Raw genomic sequence first — 15,616 nt, 5'->3', positions numbered from 1 at the left:
CTTCAGTCCCAATCCCGATCCCACTCTTCTATATCTGGTCCAACCAGATAAGAGCATGAGAGCCTCTTTCGCTGGCTGGTCCAGCGGACGGAAATTTCAAAGCCAAGCCATGATGCGCCAAATCCGTCTCTGGCGAAACCTTTGCCAAGGGCCATAATCACCGGATTGCCGCGCCTGCCATGGCGCGAAGAGGGGAGTTTGAGCGATGTCCGAATTGACGATTTCACGCCGCGGCCTATTGGCCGGCTCGGCGCTGCTGCTGGCCTCCACCGCGCTTCCGACCATCGGCCTTACGCAGACGCCCAAGAAGGGCGGCCGGCTGATCGTCGCCGCGGATTCCGAGCCGCGCAACCTCAACCCGGCGATCGTCGCTTCCAACGGCGTCTTCTTCATCTCCAGCAAGATCGTCGAGACGCTGGCCGAAGCCGCCTTCGACGGCAAGGACGGGCTTCAGCCGCGGCTGGCGCTTTCCTGGGAAGGTGCGGCCGACGGCCTGTCTGTCACCTTCAAATTGCGTGACGGCGTCAAATGGCATGACGGCAAGCCCTTCACTTCCGCCGACGTCGCCTTCTCGGCGCTGCAGATCTGGAAGCCGCTGCAAAATCTCGGCCGCACCATGTTCAAGGACCTGGAGGCCGTCGACACGCCGGACGATCTCACCGCAATCTTCAAATTCGCCAAGCCGACGCCGTTCCAGCTGATCCGCAATGCGCTGCCGGCGCTGTCGAGCGTCGTGCCGAAGCACCTCTATGAGGCTGGCAAGATCGAGGAGAACCCGGCCAACAACGCGCCGGTCGGCACCGGTCCGTTCAAGTTCGCCGAATACAAGGCCGGGCAATATTACCGGCTGACCCGGAACGACGCCTATTGGGGCAAGGACGAGCCCTATCTCGACGAGATCGTCTACCGGGTGCTGCCGGACCGCACGTCGGCCGCGGCCGCGCTGGAAGCCGAGGAGATCCAGCTCGCCGCCTTCTCCGCCGTCCCGCTCGCCGACCTCGATCGCATTTCCAAGGTGCCAGGCCTGAAGGTCATCACCAAGGGCTATGAGGGGCTGACCTACCAGCTCGTCGTCGAGATCAACCACCGCCGCAAGGAGCTGGCCGACCTCAAGGTGCGGCAGGCGATCGCGCAGGCCATCGACAAGGATTTCGTCGTCAAGACGATCTTCCTCGGCTACGCCGCGACCGCAACCGGCCCGGTGCCGAAGAACGATCCGCAATTCTACACCGCCGACGTGCCGACCTATCCCTTCGACGTCGCCAAGGCCAATGCGCTGCTCGACCAAGCCGGCTACAAGCGCGCCGACGACGGCAAGCGCTTCGCGCTGAAGCTGCTGCCGGCGCCTTACTTCAACGAGACGAAGCAGTTCGGCGATTATCTGCGCCAGGCACTCGCCGCGATCGGCATCGACGCCGAGATCGTCAACAACGACTCCGCCGCGCACATCAAGGCCGTCTACACCGACCACGCCTTCGACCTCGCCGTCGGCCCGCCGGTGTTCCGCGGCGACCCGGCGATCTCGACCACCATCCTGGTGCAGAGCGGCATTCCCGACGGCGTGCCCTTCTCCAACCAGGGCGGCTACAAGAACGCCGAGCTCGACGCGCTGATCGCGAAAGCATCGGAGACGCTGGATACAGCGGCCCGAACCGAGCTTTACAAGGAGTTTCAGAAGAAGGTGGCGGCCGATTTGCCGCTGATCAACGTCGCCGAGTGGAGCTTCATCTCCGTCGCCCGCGAGACGGTCGGCAACATCGCCAACAACCCGCGCTGGGCGGTATCGAACTGGGCGGACACTTATTTGGCCGGCTGATCTCCTTGCGGATTGCCTGCCGCGGTGCTCAGCTTTGAGAATGAGAGTTCCTTCGCGCCCCCCTCTGTCCTGCCGGACATCTCCCCCTCTTGGGGGGAGATTGGCAGTTCTCGCGCCTCGCTCATTCCTGCGGCGTCGAAAATTGGCGAAAGCCGATATGACGGCTAATCTCCCCCCTAGAGGGGGAGATGTCCGGCAGGACAGAGGGGGGCGCCGTAGAGCGCAACGTCCGTGGTTTGGCCTCAACCAGGCTTCGCCATGACCCGCGCCCTCCGCCTCCTGCGCCGCCGCGTCGTCGGCAGCGTCTTCGTGCTCCTCATCGTCGTCGTCGGCAGCTTCCTGCTGCTCGAAGCCGCCCCCGGCGACGCGGTCGATGCCTATATCGTCTCGACCGGCGGCGATGCCGGCATGATCGAACTGCTGCGCCACCGCTGGGGCCTCGACCAGTCGGAGCTGACGCGCCTCGCCAACTATCTCTGGGCGCTGCTGCATCTCGACCTTGGCCAGTCCGTCACCTTCTCGCGGCCGATCCGCGAAATCATCTTCGAGCGCCTGCCGACCACGCTGATCCTGATGGGCAGCGCCACCGCGCTCTCCTTCGGCCTCGGCTCGGCGCTCGGCATCTATGCCGGCGCCAAACCCGGCAGCGTCCGCGACCGCTTCCTCTCCATCGGCTCGCTGGCGCTTTATGCCGTGCCCGGCTTCTGGCTCGGCCTAGTGCTCATCGTCATCTTCGCCGTCGACCTGCGCTGGCTGCCGATCGGCGGCATCGAGACCATCGCCTCCGGGAAAACCGGAGTGGCGCGCGTCGCCGACATCGCCATCCATCTCGTGCTGCCGGTCTCGGCGCTCGGCTTCATCTATCTGGCGCTTTATTTGCGCATGATGCGTGCCGGCATGGCCGAGGCCTGGCGGCAAGACTTTATCCTCGCCGCCCGCGCCAGGGGTCTGCCGCGCCGCCGCATCGTGCTTGCCCATGTTGCCCGCAATGCGCTCCTGCCGCTGGTCACCATGCTTGGCCTGCAATCGGCGCAGATGCTGGGCGGCAGCGTCGTCATCGAAAGCGTTTTCGCCGTGCCTGGCCTCGGCCGTCTGGCGCAGGAAGCCGTCGCCGGACGCGATACGCCGCTGCTGCTCGGCATCATCCTGGTCAGCGCCGTCCTCGTCGTCGTCATCAACCTTCTCGTCGATCTCGTCTACGCTGTCCTCGATCCGCGCGTCGGCGCCGGCGAGGCAAGCGCATGAACCGCCTGCATCGTTTCTTCCGCACGCCGGAAGCAATCGCCGGCGCGCTTATCCTCGCCCTGCTGGCCGCGATGGCGTTGGCGGCGCCGGTGCTGTTTCCCGGCGACCCGCAAGCCATCGCCGGACCGGCGCTGCTGCCGCCGTTCCAGGACTGGTCGCTGCCGCTCGGCACCGACCGGCTCGGCCGCGACGTGCTGACCGAGCTGTTCCATGGTGCCCGCACGTCGCTGGCGGTGGGGCTGGCGGCGGCTGCCGCGGCGCTCCTGATCGGCGCGGTCGTCGGCACTTTAGCCGGCTTCGCCGGCGGCCTGATCGACGACGTGCTGATGCGCATCACCGATGCCTTCCAGACCGTGCCGAGCTTCCTGCTCGCGCTCGCCTTCGTCAGCATCGTCGGACCTTCGCTCAGCGTCGTCGTCGCCGCGATCGCGCTCGGCGCCTGGACCGGACCCGCGCGGGTTGCGCGCGCGGAAGTCCTGTCGATCCGCGAGCGCGACTATGTCGCCGGCGCCCGCGTCATCGGCATGCATCCGCTGGAGGTTGCTTTTCGCGAGGTGCTGCCCAACGCGCTGCCGCCGGTGCTGGCGCTATCCTCGGTGATCGTGGCCGCCGCGATCCTCACCGAGGCCGCGCTCTCCTTCCTTGGCCTGGGCGATCCCAACCGCGTCACCTGGGGCGGCATGATCGCCGAAGGCCGCGCGGTGCTGCGCACCGCACCTTTCCTGTCGGTCGTTCCCGGTATCGCGCTGGTGCTGACCGTGCTCGGCGTCTACCTCGCCGGCGAAGGCGTGGTAGAAAGCACCGCTCTGCGCAGGAGCCTGTCGTGACCGCGCTGCTTTCGATTAGCGATCTTTCGGTGGGCTATCGGCGCGACAGGGCCGAGGCGCCGGCGCTGAAAGGCATCAGCCTGGATGTGAAAACCGGAGAGCGCCTGGCGATCATCGGCGAGAGCGGCTCGGGCAAGAGCACGCTGGCGCTGGCGGTTGCGGGGTTGTTGGCGAGGGGTGCCGAGATTGGCGGGCTGGTAGACTGGTTCCTGCCGGCAAGCGCTGGCGCCAAGGCCCCCCTCTCTGTCCTGCCGGACATCTCCCCCTCAAGGGGGGAGATGGGCAGTTCCGTCGCCGGCTCTCCTCTTGCGACCTCGAAAATTGGCGAAGGCGGAGATCACGAGCTAATCTCCCCCCTAGAGGGGGAGATGTCCGGCAGGACAGAGGGGGGCGCCGTAGAGCGCCAGCTTTCTCGTCCTCGCGATAATCCCCTCCTCGGCCGCGACATCGGCTTCGTCTTCCAGGACCCCTCTTCCAGCCTCGATCCGGTCATGCCAATCGGCAAGCAGATCGCCGAAGTCGTCCACACCCATCTCGGCCTCAGCTGGCCTGACTCCTTCGCCCAAGCCAAAACCCTCCTCGACCGCGTCCGCCTTCCCGACCCCGAAGCAGTCCTCCACGTCTACCCGCACCAGCTGTCCGGCGGCCAGAAGCAGCGCGTGGCCATCGCTGCGGCAATCGCTGCTGGGCCGAAGCTGCTCATCGCCGACGAAGCGACGAGCGCGCTCGACACCATCGTCCAGGCCGAGATCGTCGCGCTGATCCGCCGGCTGGTGGCCGAGGACGGCATGACGCTGCTTTTCATCAGCCACGATATCGCGCTCGCCGCGACGCTTGCCGATCGCATCGCGGTGCTGCGCCACGGCGAATTGGTCGAACTCGGCGAGACCGATCAAATCCTCAACGCGCCGCGCCATGCCTATACGCGCGCCCTGCTCGATGCGCATCTCGGCCTCGACGCCGAGCCGCTGCTTGACCGGCAAGGCGCCTCGGCATGACCGTGCTTGCCGTCTCCAGTCTCGCCAAGCGCTACCGCCGTGGCGGTAAGCCTTTCGCGGCGGTCGACGACGTGTCGTTCGAGATCGGCCGTGCAGAAACGCTGGCGCTCGCCGGCCCGTCCGGCAGCGGCAAGTCGACGATCGCGAGGCTGGTCTTGCGGCTGATCGAGCCCGATGCCGGCCGCGTCGACTTCGAAGGCGCGGACTTCCTCGCGCTATCCGGCGCCGCTTTGCGCGCGCGCCGCGCCCGCATCCAGATGGTGTTCCAGGATCCGCTCGCCGCCTTCAACCCACGCGCCACCGTGGCGCGCGTGCTGGACGATCCGTTGCGCATCCATGGCATTGCCTCGCGTGCAGAGCGCCCGCGCCGTATCGCGGCACTGCTGGAGCGCGTCGGCCTCGGTGCCGGCCTCGCGGCTCGTGCCATCCATGAGATTTCCGGCGGCCAGCGCCAGCGCGTGGCGATCGCCCGCGCCATCGCGACGCGGCCGTCGCTGATCGTGCTCGACGAAGCCGTGTCGGCGCTCGATGTTTCGGTGCGCGGCCAGATCCTCGAATTGCTGCTCGACCTGCAAAGGCAGGAACGGATCGCCTATCTGTTCATTTCGCATGACCTCGGCGTCATCCGCGCCGTGGCGCATCGCGTCGTTATCCTCGATGCCGGCCGGATCGCCGAGAGCGGCGATGCCCGCGCCGTCATCGCCAACCCGCAATCGGCGATCGGCAAGGCGCTGGTCGAGGCGACGCCAAGATTGACCAGGAACCGACCATGATCCCGCAAAGTGGGACCCGGTTTGCGGACAAGAGCATGGGAAAACAAAATCAGGACACAGCATGACCGATCCCGAAGCAGCCAGGGCAGAAAAACTGTCGCGCGAGCTCGACTCCGCATTCCGCAACCGCGCCGACCTCTATCGTCTCTTCCTCGACGAGCTGACCGCCGAGCTCGGTGCCGCGAAGGCCGAAGCGGTCATGATCCGCACGATCGAGAAACGCGGCCGGGAAGTCGCGGCAGCCGCTTTTGCCGATTTCGGCCCCAACGACGCGCCGGCAATCGGCGAGGCGTTCCTCGCCGTCAGCCCGGATGGCGGCCGCATGTATCCGACCGATGTCGAGCGCGGGCGTAGCCACATCGCCTTCAAGGTCAAGCGCTGCCCGCTGAAGGATGCCTGGGTCGAGGCCGGCGTCGATGAAGAAAAACTCGCCACGCTCTGCCGCATCGCCGGCGCCTTCGACCGCGGTCTGTTCGAGGCAACCGGCGTGCGCTTCTCCAATGTCACCTGGACGCCGGGTCATGGCTCCGGCTGCTGCCATATCGCGCTGACAAACCGCGACGCTTAACCTGTTCAGCTCTCGGCAAACACGTGCAGCTCGCCGCCTGCCTCGTCGATCGCCGCGCGCATCTCGGCTACCGGCTCGCTGTCGGTGACGACGTCGGAAATCTCGCTCAGCGCGCAGATGCGTTCGAGGCCGCTGCGGCCGAACTTGTCGTTGGTCACGACCAGCATGGTCGACAGCGACCGTGCCATCATCGCGCGCTTCACCGCCGCAGCGCCCGAGATCATGTCGCTCGGCCCTTCGGCATTCAGCGCCGAGGCGCCGATGATGGCGACGTCGGCATTGTAGCGGCGCACGAATTCCACTGTGTCCTCGCCAAGTACGGCCGCCTCGCGGCTGTCATAGGTGCCGGGGCAAAGGATGACGCGGAAGCCCGGATTGGCGCCGGCCACCGAGGCGACGCCGACGGAGTTGGTGATGATCGTCAGGTCCCGGCCGTGTTGCGAAAGGCTGCGCGCGACCTCGTAGGTGGTCGATCCGCCGTCGATCATCACGATGCTGCCTTTCTCGATCAGTCCGGCCGCACCTCGTCCGACACGGGCCCGCTCCTCGACCATTGTGAGGCCGCGTTCAGCAATCACCGGTTCCGACGTCACCAGCGAAATGGTGGCGCCGCCATAGGTACGGTTGATGAGCCCTGCATCGCCAAGCTCGATCAGGTCGCGGCGGATGGTCTCCCCGGCGACGCCGATGCGGCGCGCAAGCTTCGAGATGCGGATCGAGGCCGAGCGCCGAACCTCCGACAGGATCAACTCGTGGCGCTCCTTCTTGGTCAGCCGGCCCGCCTCGATATTCATAGCTCTGCCCCTTGCTGCGACCTGTGAGCTGCCTTCGATTAAGTAGCGAACGCCGGGGACTCGTCCCCGGCGCCAAGACATTAGCCACGCCGGGTACAGGAAGCCAGCCTAGGATCTGCTGCAGGCCGGCTTCACCTGAATATCGATAGATCCTTAAGGCCTTAAGCGATCGCGCATGGCATACCACAGCATGCCGAGCACATAGAGCGGGCCGCGCAGCGCCGTGCCGCCCGGGAACGGCAGCGGCGTCAAAGTCGAGAATAGGTCGAGCCGCGAGGCATCGCCCGTGATCGCTTCCGCCAAGAGCTTGCCGGACAGCGTCGACAGGATGACGCCCTTGCCGGAATAGCCATGCGCGAAATAGACCTCTCCATAGTGGCCGACATGCGGCAGGCGCGACGTGGTGATGGACACCAGACCGCCCCAGGCATGATCGATGCGGCAGCCCTTGAGCTGCGGAAAGGTCTTTTCCATATGCGGCCGCACGAAGCCGCCGATGTCGGCCGGCGGCGACGGCGTGTAGCGCTCGCCGCCGCCGAACAGCAGGCGTCCGTCCGCCGACATACGGTAGTAGTTGACGACGAACAGCGTGTCCGAGACGGCCACATTGGCCGGGATGAGATTGCGCTCGCCCAAAGGTTCGGTGGCGACGATATAATTGCCGACCGGCATGATGCGGCTGTTGACACGCGGCTCCAACCCCTTGAGCAGCGCATCGCCGGCCAACACCACATGCCTGGCGCGGACCGAGCCCTTGTCGGTGAATACCCGGATGGAAGATTCGCGCTCCAGCCGCACCGCGACCGAGTTCTCATGGATGACGACGCCGGCGCTGACTGCCGCGCGGGCAAGTCCCAGCGTGTAGTTGAGCGGATGCATGTGGCCGCCGAGCCGCTCGAACACTGCGCCCTGATAGGGTGTGTCGACCATCTGCCGCGCCTCAGCCGCCGACAGGATCTCGACATCGGTGAAATTCATGACCTTGGCGAGGCATTCGGCCTCTTCTTCAAAATCGCGCACATCCGAAGCGCTCACCGCGCCGACCAGATGGCCGGTCTGGCGCAAGTCGCATTCGATGCCGTGGCGCTCGATGATATCGAGCACCAGCCCGCGCGCTTCGAAAGCCAGATCGAACAGCGCCTTCGCCCGTTCCGGCCCAAAGCTTTTGACCAGGCCTCTTGCGCCCTTGCGCAGGCCGGGGATCATCTGGCCGCCATTGCGGCCCGAGGCGCCCCAGCCGATTTTGCCGCCTTCGAGCAGCACCACGTCAAGACCACGCTCGGCCGCATGCAGCGCCGTAGACAGGCCCGTGCAGCCGCCGCCAACCACCACCAGATCGGCCTCGACATCGCCGGCAAGCGCCGGATGGTCGGGCGCCGGATTGGCGGTAGCGACATAATAGGACTTGCCGATGTCGAGACCGGAATTGAAACCTGTCGAACGCGAAGCCATTGTCACACCTTGAGCAGCAGATGGTCGCGTTCCCAGGACGTCACGACGCTCTGGAACAGGTCGAGCTCGACGCTCTTCACGCGCAGATAGGTCTGGCAGAAATCCTCGCCGAGCAGCGCCCGCACGGGCTCGCAGGCGGCGAAACGATCCAGCGCTTCCTCCATCGTCTTCGGCAGTGTGCTCTTGCTCTTATAGGCGTTGCCGAAGGCCTCCTCCGAGCGCGCAAGCTTTTCCTCTATGCCGAGATAGCCGGCGATCAGCGAGCCGGCCATGGCGAGATAGGGGTTGGCGTCCGCTCCCGGCAGCCGGTTCTCGATGCGGCGCGCGGCGCGGCCGCCCAGCGGCACGCGCAGGCCGCAGGAGCGGTTGTCGTGCGACCATTCGATATTGGCCGGCGCGCTGTGGCCGGGCCGGATGCGCCGGTACGAATTCGCATGCGGCGCGAACAGCGGCATGATTTCAGGGATATATTTCTGCAGGCCGCCGATGAAGTGCACGAACATCTCGCTGTCCTCGCCGTCTCCGCCGGCAAACAAAGGCTCGCCCTTCCTGTCGACGATCGACATGTGCAGATGCATTGCGCTGCCCGCCTGCGCGGCGATCGGCTTGGCCATGAAGGTGGCGTGCATGCCGTTGGCCTGCGCGATCTGCCGCGCCAGGCGCTTGAATAACAGCACCTGGTCGGCAAGCGTCAGCGGATCGCCATGCAGCAGATTGATCTCGAGCTGCGCCGTGCCGGATTCGTGGATCAGCGTCTCCACCGGCAAGCCGGTGATGGCGGCATGCTCATAGAGCTGCCGCGTCACCGTTTCGAATTCCTCCATCGCCTGCATGTCGTAAGGATGCTGCACGCTTTCCGGCCGGCCGTTGCGCCCAACCGGTGCGGTCAAAGGCTGATCGGGGTTGGGGTTGGGCGCCGTCAGATAAAACTCGAGCTCCGGCGCCATCACCGCACGCCAGCCGCGCTGCTCATAAAGGTCGAGCACGGCTTTCAGCACATGGCGCGGCGAAGCCATCCACGGCCGGTCGTCCATGTGGAACGTGTCGGCGAAAACATAGGCTTTGCCGGTGCTGCCGGGCGCAAGACACAGGCTCGAAACGTCCGGCACCATGCGCATGTCCGGATCCTGGTAGGCGAAGCCTTCGTCGATGGAGCCGGAATAGCGGCCGTCGATGGCGACCAGGAAGGCGCTGCTCGGCAGATAGAGCGCGCGGTCGTCGAGCGACTTCAGAAATTTGGCGACCGGCAAGGTCTTGCCGCGCAGCACGCCGTTGACGTCCGGCACGAAGCACTCGACTTCGGTGATCGCATGCGTTTTCAGCCAGCTTTGCGTGTCCGCGCCGGGAAATGAGGTGTTCAGATTGTCAGGCATTGGTCATGTCCATACGAAGGAGAGATCGCTTCGGCGGGCATGTCCGTTCCGGTAGGGGCGTTATCTAAGCTGCGTTATCCGAGGACGGGCGCCCGCCTGTTGACCGGCCGAAGGCCGGGTCAGCGCGCCCTGCACCCCTTCGGTCCAGCCGTCGCGAACGACATGCGAGCCGACCTTGGTCTCCTCCGCGCGCTGCAGGTTCTCGTGGCGGCAGCAGCGCATGATCAGCGGCGCTCCGCCAAAGCGCGCACCATTGCGGCTGCAACTGGAAGCGGCCGGGTGGGGGAAAGCCTTTCTACCGCTCGCATGACAAGCCTTGTCGAGAACCTGGCATGGTTTGGCCGATCGTTGCCCGCAGCGCAAGCCTGCGCATGAAACCGCTGCCCGGTGTTGGCCCAAACAGGCGGAGGGAACCGGTTACCTGCTTGTGCTGTTCCCATATGCGCCGCATGCCGACAGAACGATTTCCGAAGCAACCAGGAGCGATCAGATGGACAGCAGGAGCGATACGGGCGCATGTTTTTGCGGAGCGGTTGCCGCCGAGATGCAGGGCGATCCGTTCTGGATCTGCTTCGATCATGACGATGACTGTCGCCGCGCGATTGGCAGCCCGCTGACCATCTGGGTCGGTTACCGGCCGGACCAGTTCCGCTTCATGCGCGGCCAACCCCGGAGCTTCTCGAGAACGAAAGGTGTCGTTCGCACCTTCTGCGAGAAATGCGGCACCTCGATCACGTATCGCGACGAAGGGCTGAGCGACGAACTCTATGTCACGATCGGCTTCTTCGATCATCCGGAGCGGTTCAAGCCGCATGCGCATGCCTATTGGCGCCTTCGGCTGCCCTGGCTGGAATTCGCCGACGATCTGCCGCGCATCGACACCTACTCGCGGCGCCGCGATCCGGCATTCGGAAATCCCAACGACCGGTAGGGGGTTTGCCAAGCGCTCCTCAGCCGATGCTCTCGCCGCCATCGACCACCAGCGCCTGTCCGGTCATGAAGGACGAACGATCGGAGACGAGGAACAGAATGGCCTCCGCGATCTCCTCCGCGCTCGCCCAGCGCCCCATCGGGATCTTGGTGCGGACATAATTTTCGATCGCGTCGCGCCCGCCCATCTGCGCGATGAACGGCTCGTTGAACGGCGTGTCGACCCAGCCCGGGCAGAGTGCATTGATGCGCACATTGTGCTTGGCATAATCGAGCGACATCTGCCGGGTCATCGCCACGACGGCGTGTTTGGAGGTGGCATAGGCGATCATCTCGCGGTCGTAGAACACGCCGGAATTGGACGCCGTGTTGAGGATGACGCCGCCGCCTTGCGCGATCATCGCCGGCATGACGGTTTTGGCCGCCAGGAATTGCGCCCGCACATTGATGCGCCACGATGCGTCCATCCCGTCGGTGCCGACTTCGGTGAGCGCGCCGCCGACCTGGATGCCGGCATGGCTGTGCAGGATGTCGATCCGGCCATGCCTGCCGAGCGTTCCCTCGATGAGGCCTTCGACGGCCGTATCGTCGCCGACATCGGTGGTGACCGCCTCGGCCCGGCCGCCAGCCCCGCGGATGTCGGAAGCGGTGGCTTCGCCGGCCGCCGGATCGCGGTCGGCAATGACCACATGCGCCCCTTCCCTGGCCATGATCATCGCGCCGGCGCGTCCTATGCCCGATCCGGCGCCCGTCACCACGGCGATACGGTCTTTCAAGATCATGGATTGGTCTCTCAAGGCGATGGCTTCCGTCGGCCGAGCTGCCATTGCGCTAGCAGCACGAGCAGGACCGACGCGCAGAGCACGATCGTGGCGATGGCATTGATCTCCGGCGTCACGCCACGTCGGATCGAGGCGAAGACGTAGATCGGGAGCGTCGTCTGAGCGCCGGCGACGAAGAAGGCGATGATGAAATCGTCGAAGGAGAAGGTGAAGGCGAGCAGGAAGCCCGCGATCACCGCCGGCATGATCTGCGGCAGCACGATCGAGCGGAACGTCGTCAGCGGCGTGGCGTAGAGATCGCTCGAGGCCTCGACCAGATTGCGGTCGAGGCTGCTCAGCCGCGTGCCGACGATCATCGTCACCAGCGCCATCGAGAAAAGGCCGTGCGCGGCGATGATCGAGCCGTAGCCCAGCGAAAGCCGCGGCGGCTGGTCTGTCGGCCAAAGCGAAGCGAGGAACGGATTGACGACGGCGAAAAGCTGCACCAGCGCCACCAGCGTCGAGATGCCGATGACGACGCCTGGCACGACGATCGCCGCGCCCAGCAGCGCGTCGAACAGAGCCCGGGTCCGTACGCCGACGCGCTGCAGCCCGAGCGCCGCGGCGGTGCCGCATAAGGCCGCGAGCAGCGCGCTTGTCGTGGCGATGAACAGGCTGTTCTTCAGCGCCTCGACCAGGAAGGGATTGGACAGCGCCTTGCCGTACCATTGCACGGAAAAGCCGGTGAACTCGCTGGCGTGGTGGCCGGCGTTGAAGGAGAACAGCACGACCAGCGCGATCGGCAGATAGAGGAAGGCGAAGACGGCAACGACGAAGGCGCGCATCAGATCAGGTCCACCCGGCGTGCGCCCGAGAGCCGGGTCGAGATGCGATTGGCGACGATCAGCACCACCACCGAGACCAGCACCAGCGTGATGGCGATGGCCGATCCGAACGGCCAGTTGCGCGATTGCAGGAAGAGGTCGACCAGCGCGTTGCCGATGAAGAACACCTTGCCGCCGCCGAGCAATGTCGGGATCAGATATTCGCCGAGCAATAGGATCATCACCAGCGAGAAGCCGGTCATGACGCCGGGCAGCGACAGTCTCAGCGTCACGCCGAGGAAGGTCGACAGCGGCGTAGCACCGAGATCGGCGGAGGCCTCCAGCAGCCGCCGGTCAAGCCGTTCCAGGCTGACATAGATCGGCAGGATCATCAGCGGCAGATAGCCGTAGACGATGCCCAGCAGCACCGCGCCCGGCGTGTTGATCAGCCTGAGGTCCTCTATGCCGACATAGGCGAGCAAAGCCGGGATGCCGCGCCCGCCAAGGATGTACATCCAGGCATAGGTGCGCATCAGAAGGCTGGTCCAGAACGGGATGACGATCAGCGCAAGCAGGATCAGCCGCCAGCGCTGCGGCGCGCGCAGCGCCAGATAATAGGCGACCGGATAGGCGACGAGCAGGCAGGCAAGCGCGCCGGCGGGCGCCAGCACCATCGTGTTCCAGAAGGCGGTCGCTCGCGCCGGCAGGTTGGCGTATTGCGCGAAGGTCAGCGCGGCCTGGTAGCCGCCCTCCGGCGCCCGCTCGCCGACACTGAAGATGGCGATGGCGACGAAGGGCAACACCAGGAACACGACCAGCCACAGCGTCGCCGGGGCGAGCAGCAGCGCCGTCACGAGATTTTTGCGAGAGAGAGTGCGGCGCATCGGGAAAGCCGGTTGGGAGCCGGCGGACTCTCGTCCGCCGGTCGCATTGTCTGGTTCTGGTTTGTTGCCGGTCCCGCTCAAGCCGACTTGAAGCGCGCCATAAGCTCGGCGCGGCCCGGATCGGTCAGCGTCGCGGCGGCGCCGAATTCGAGCGGTTTCAACAGGTCGGCCGCCGGATAGAGGATCGGGTTGTCGAGCACTTCCTTTGGCAGCAGCGCGTTGACGCGCGCGTCGGTCGAGGGGGCGCCATTGGCCAGATGCTCCTTCACCGCCACCTTCGGGTTCATCAGGTAGTTGAGCAGCGCATAGCCGGCCGGCTTGTTCGGCGCGTCCTTCGGGATGGCGTAGAAGTCGGTCCAGATCTCGCCGCCCTCCTTGCCCAGCACATAGGCGATCTCGGGAATATCGCGATGGAGTTGTGCCCCGTCATTGGTCCAGCACATGGTCATCCAGGCATCGCCGGCGCGCATTCCCGGCTGGTAGTCGCTCGACACCGCGAACAGATGCGGCTTGACCTTCAGCAGCAGTTCCTCGGCCTTGGCCAGTTCGTCCTGCTTCAGCGAGTTGAACGAATAGCCGTAATATTTCAGCGCATTGCCGATCGTGGTGAGCTGATAGTCATGCACCATGGTACGGCCGTCGGCTTCCGCCATGGCTGTGTCCCAGAACTCCTTCCAACTCGACATCGGCTTGGCGAGCTTCTTGGTGTTGACCGCGAAGCCGGTCGTGCCCCAGTTCTTCGGCACGGCATAGATCGTCCCGTCGATCGTGCCTTCCGCCGTGAAGCGCGCATCTTCCGACTTGCCGTCGAAATTGCCGAGCTTGGCCATGTCGAGCGCCTCGATGATGCCGAGCTTCTTGTAGGTCGAGATGGTGTAGTTGGTGGGCACGAACAGGCTCCAGCCCGAGCCGCCGGCCTGCAGCTTGGCTAGCATCTCCTCGTTCGAGCCGAAGACATTGACCTCGACGGCGACGCCGGTCTCCGCCTTGAAGTTCTCAAAGGTCTGCGGGTCGTGGTAGTTCGGCCAGGTGGCGATCGACATGCGGTCGCCGAGGTTCTCGGCGGCGAAGGCGGGTGTCGGCATGATACCGAGCTCACGCGCCATCACGGCGGTGGCGACACCGAGCCCGGTGAGGCCGAGGAAGTCGCGCCGGCTGATCGAGCCGCGCTTCAAACGCATCAACTGGTCGACGAACTTATCGGGGCTTATCGGCAGTCCGTCACGATAGGATTTCGGCATGTTGGTCTTCCCTCTGGTTGGTCCCGTTATTGTTGGCGTGCGGAAACGCCAGCGGCGCTCCGACGGCAAAGCCGATGGCGACGGGTTCGCCCGGCTTGAACAGATTGCCTTGGCCGATCACGTGATCGGCCTTGGCGAGCAGCGATCCGATGCCCTGGACTTCGATCGCGTATTCCGCCGTCGAGCCCAGGAAGATCCGATTGCGCACGATGCCTTTCAAGGCACCGCCCCCAGGCGCCGAAAGGCTGAGCGATTCCGGCCGCAGGCTGACGGAGACGGCTTCGCCGCGGCCGAGCGGCACCCGCTTGCGCGCCGAAATCACCGTGCCATCGGCGAGCGCGACATCGACGAGGTCACCCGAGAGTCCGGCCACCTTGCCGCTGAGAAGATTGGTCTTGCCGACGAAGTCGGCCACGAACAGGTCGGCCGGCTCGTCATAGATCTCGCTCGGCTGCCCGAGTTGGACGACGCGGCCGCCATTCATGACGCAGACGAAGTCGCTCATCGACAGTGCTTCCTCCTGGTCGTGGGTGACCAGCACGAAGGTGATGCCGATCTCGCGCTGCAGGTTCTGCAGCTCGATCTGCATGTCGGTGCGCAGCTTCTTGTCGAGCGCCGCCAGCGGCTCGTCGAGCAACAGCACCGCCGGCTTGTTGACCAGCGCGCGGGCGAGCGCCACGCGCTGCTGCTGGCCGCCGGAAAGCTCGTGGATCTTGCGGCGCCCGTAGCCGGCGAGCTGCACCATCGAAAGCGCCTCGCCTGCCCTTAAGGCGATCTCGCGCGACGACAGGCGCGGCCTTGCCTGGCGCAGCCCGTAGGAGATGTTCTCCTCGACATCGAGATGCGGGAAGAGCGCGTATTGCTGGAACACCATGTTCACCGGGCGCCGGTAGGGCGGCGTTCCGGCCATGTCGCGGCCGCGGATCAGCACCTGGCCCTCGCTCGGCTGCTCGAAGCCGCCGATCATGCGCAGGCAGGTCGTCTTGCCGCAACCGGAAGGCCCGAGCAGCGCGACGAAAGCCGAAGGCGGGATGGCAAGGTCGATGCCGCTGACCGCGGTGATGGCGCCGTAGCGCTTGGTGACCGCGCGAAATTCGATATCGGGCACTCCAGTCAAGCCAAGGCTCCAG

General features: G+C 65.5%; 16 protein-coding genes. 7 read left to right on the top strand and 9 right to left on the bottom strand.

All coding sequences use genetic code 11. From position 1 onward, the window contains the following. Window positions 1–205 precede the first annotated feature (205 nt). The 6 genes from LB520_RS21820 (at window position 206) to LB520_RS21795 (ending at window position 6,227) form a co-directional block, all read left to right on the top strand. Window positions 206–1,816 (top strand): ABC transporter substrate-binding protein, encoded by a 1,611-nt coding sequence (locus LB520_RS21820; protein WP_224639156.1) that lies wholly within the window; start codon window positions 206–208, stop codon window positions 1,814–1,816. Between the two features lie 258 nt (window positions 1,817–2,074). Then, on the top strand, window positions 2,075–3,061 hold the full coding sequence (locus tag LB520_RS21815; protein ID WP_224639155.1) for an ABC transporter permease: 987 nt from the start codon (window positions 2,075–2,077) through the stop codon (window positions 3,059–3,061). Next, complete coding sequence (locus LB520_RS21810; protein WP_224639152.1) at window positions 3,058–3,888, top strand: ABC transporter permease; 831 nt, start codon at window positions 3,058–3,060, stop codon at window positions 3,886–3,888. The genes LB520_RS21815 and LB520_RS21810 overlap by 4 nt, the downstream gene beginning before the upstream one ends. Then, the gene (locus LB520_RS21805; RefSeq protein ID WP_318012122.1) at window positions 3,885–4,886 is read left to right on the top strand and encodes an ABC transporter ATP-binding protein; all 1,002 of its coding nucleotides are present in this window, start codon (window positions 3,885–3,887) and stop codon (window positions 4,884–4,886) included. The genes LB520_RS21810 and LB520_RS21805 overlap by 4 nt, the downstream gene beginning before the upstream one ends. After that, a complete protein-coding gene (locus tag LB520_RS21800; protein ID WP_224639149.1) occupies window positions 4,883–5,659 on the top strand; it encodes an ABC transporter ATP-binding protein in 777 nt (258 codons plus the stop codon). Before LB520_RS21805 ends, LB520_RS21800 begins: the two co-directional genes overlap by 4 nt. A gap of 61 nt (window positions 5,660–5,720) precedes the next feature. After that, complete coding sequence (locus tag LB520_RS21795; RefSeq protein ID WP_224639146.1) at window positions 5,721–6,227, top strand: L-2-amino-thiazoline-4-carboxylic acid hydrolase; 507 nt, start codon at window positions 5,721–5,723, stop codon at window positions 6,225–6,227. 5 nt (window positions 6,228–6,232) lie between these two features. On the opposite strand, the gene LB520_RS21790 is transcribed toward LB520_RS21795, so the two are convergent. The 4 genes from LB520_RS21790 to LB520_RS21775 form a co-directional block, all read right to left on the bottom strand. Next, window positions 6,233–7,021, bottom strand: a complete 789-nt coding sequence (locus LB520_RS21790; RefSeq protein ID WP_224639144.1) for a DeoR/GlpR family DNA-binding transcription regulator — start codon at window positions 7,019–7,021, stop codon at window positions 6,233–6,235. A 153-nt stretch (window positions 7,022–7,174) separates the two neighbouring features. Further along, on the bottom strand, window positions 7,175–8,473 hold the full coding sequence (locus tag LB520_RS21785; protein ID WP_224639142.1) for an NAD(P)/FAD-dependent oxidoreductase: 1,299 nt from the start codon (window positions 8,471–8,473) through the stop codon (window positions 7,175–7,177). 2 nt (window positions 8,474–8,475) lie between these two features. Continuing rightward, window positions 8,476–9,846 carry a glutamine synthetase family protein gene (locus LB520_RS21780; protein ID WP_224639140.1) on the bottom strand — a complete coding sequence of 457 codons (1,371 nt, stop codon included), beginning with the start codon at window positions 9,844–9,846 and terminating at the stop codon, window positions 8,476–8,478. 60 nt (window positions 9,847–9,906) lie between these two features. Then, window positions 9,907–10,068 carry a hypothetical protein gene (locus LB520_RS21775; RefSeq protein WP_176477134.1) on the bottom strand — a complete coding sequence of 54 codons (162 nt, stop codon included), beginning with the start codon at window positions 10,066–10,068 and terminating at the stop codon, window positions 9,907–9,909. 268 nt (window positions 10,069–10,336) lie between these two features. On the opposite strand from LB520_RS21775, the gene LB520_RS21770 reads away from it, so the two are divergent. Next, window positions 10,337–10,777 (top strand): GFA family protein, encoded by a 441-nt coding sequence (locus LB520_RS21770; RefSeq protein ID WP_224639138.1) that lies wholly within the window; start codon window positions 10,337–10,339, stop codon window positions 10,775–10,777. A 19-nt stretch (window positions 10,778–10,796) separates the two neighbouring features. Here the strand turns inward: LB520_RS21770 and LB520_RS21765 are convergent, their stop codons facing one another. The 5 genes from LB520_RS21765 to LB520_RS21745 form a co-directional block, all read right to left on the bottom strand. Further along, window positions 10,797–11,558, bottom strand: a complete 762-nt coding sequence (locus tag LB520_RS21765) for an SDR family NAD(P)-dependent oxidoreductase (RefSeq protein WP_224639136.1) — start codon at window positions 11,556–11,558, stop codon at window positions 10,797–10,799. Window positions 11,559–11,569: 11 nt separating this feature from the next. Then, the gene (locus LB520_RS21760; RefSeq protein WP_224639134.1) at window positions 11,570–12,382 is read right to left on the bottom strand and encodes an ABC transporter permease; all 813 of its coding nucleotides are present in this window, start codon (window positions 12,380–12,382) and stop codon (window positions 11,570–11,572) included. Beyond that, a complete protein-coding gene (locus tag LB520_RS21755) occupies window positions 12,382–13,245 on the bottom strand; it encodes an ABC transporter permease (protein WP_140845074.1) in 864 nt (287 codons plus the stop codon). The genes LB520_RS21760 and LB520_RS21755 overlap by 1 nt, the downstream gene beginning before the upstream one ends. A 77-nt stretch (window positions 13,246–13,322) precedes the next feature. Continuing rightward, window positions 13,323–14,486: a PotD/PotF family extracellular solute-binding protein gene (locus LB520_RS21750; protein ID WP_224639132.1), complete on the bottom strand. Its 1,164-nt coding sequence runs from the start codon at window positions 14,484–14,486 to the stop codon at window positions 13,323–13,325. After that, window positions 14,467–15,603: an ABC transporter ATP-binding protein gene (locus LB520_RS21745; protein ID WP_224639131.1), complete on the bottom strand. Its 1,137-nt coding sequence runs from the start codon at window positions 15,601–15,603 to the stop codon at window positions 14,467–14,469. The genes LB520_RS21750 and LB520_RS21745 overlap by 20 nt, the downstream gene beginning before the upstream one ends. Window positions 15,604–15,616 lie beyond the last annotated feature (13 nt).

Origin of the sequence: Mesorhizobium sp. CA12 (assembly GCF_020165255.1) — a bacterium.
Classification (GTDB): Bacteria; Pseudomonadota; Alphaproteobacteria; order Rhizobiales; family Rhizobiaceae; genus Mesorhizobium.
Note: the sequence above shows the minus strand (reverse complement) of the source record. Positions and strands in the feature narration are given on the sequence as shown.

What these genes read in the sequence shown, in the direction of transcription:
- LB520_RS21820 (WP_224639156.1), top strand. Translation starts at nt 206, where the DNA reads ATGTCCGAATTGACGATTTCACGCCGCGGCCTATTGGCCGGCTCGGCG.
- LB520_RS21815 (WP_224639155.1), top strand. Translation starts at nt 2,075, where the DNA reads ATGACCCGCGCCCTCCGCCTCCTGCGCCGCCGCGTCGTCGGCAGCGTC.
- LB520_RS21810 (WP_224639152.1), top strand. Translation starts at nt 3,058, where the DNA reads ATGAACCGCCTGCATCGTTTCTTCCGCACGCCGGAAGCAATCGCCGGC.
- LB520_RS21800 (WP_224639149.1), top strand. Translation starts at nt 4,883, where the DNA reads ATGACCGTGCTTGCCGTCTCCAGTCTCGCCAAGCGCTACCGCCGTGGC.
- LB520_RS21795 (WP_224639146.1), top strand. Translation starts at nt 5,721, where the DNA reads ATGACCGATCCCGAAGCAGCCAGGGCAGAAAAACTGTCGCGCGAGCTC.
- LB520_RS21790 (WP_224639144.1), bottom strand. Translation starts at nt 7,021, where the DNA reads ATGAATATCGAGGCGGGCCGGCTGACCAAGAAGGAGCGCCACGAGTTG.
- LB520_RS21785 (WP_224639142.1), bottom strand. Translation starts at nt 8,473, where the DNA reads ATGGCTTCGCGTTCGACAGGTTTCAATTCCGGTCTCGACATCGGCAAG.
- LB520_RS21780 (WP_224639140.1), bottom strand. Translation starts at nt 9,846, where the DNA reads ATGCCTGACAATCTGAACACCTCATTTCCCGGCGCGGACACGCAAAGC.
- LB520_RS21775 (WP_176477134.1), bottom strand. Translation starts at nt 10,068, where the DNA reads ATGCGCTGCTGCCGCCACGAGAACCTGCAGCGCGCGGAGGAGACCAAG.
- LB520_RS21770 (WP_224639138.1), top strand. Translation starts at nt 10,337, where the DNA reads ATGGACAGCAGGAGCGATACGGGCGCATGTTTTTGCGGAGCGGTTGCC.
- LB520_RS21765 (WP_224639136.1), bottom strand. Translation starts at nt 11,558, where the DNA reads ATGATCTTGAAAGACCGTATCGCCGTGGTGACGGGCGCCGGATCGGGC.
- LB520_RS21760 (WP_224639134.1), bottom strand. Translation starts at nt 12,382, where the DNA reads ATGCGCGCCTTCGTCGTTGCCGTCTTCGCCTTCCTCTATCTGCCGATC.
- LB520_RS21755 (WP_140845074.1), bottom strand. Translation starts at nt 13,245, where the DNA reads ATGCGCCGCACTCTCTCTCGCAAAAATCTCGTGACGGCGCTGCTGCTC.
- LB520_RS21750 (WP_224639132.1), bottom strand. Translation starts at nt 14,486, where the DNA reads ATGCCGAAATCCTATCGTGACGGACTGCCGATAAGCCCCGATAAGTTC.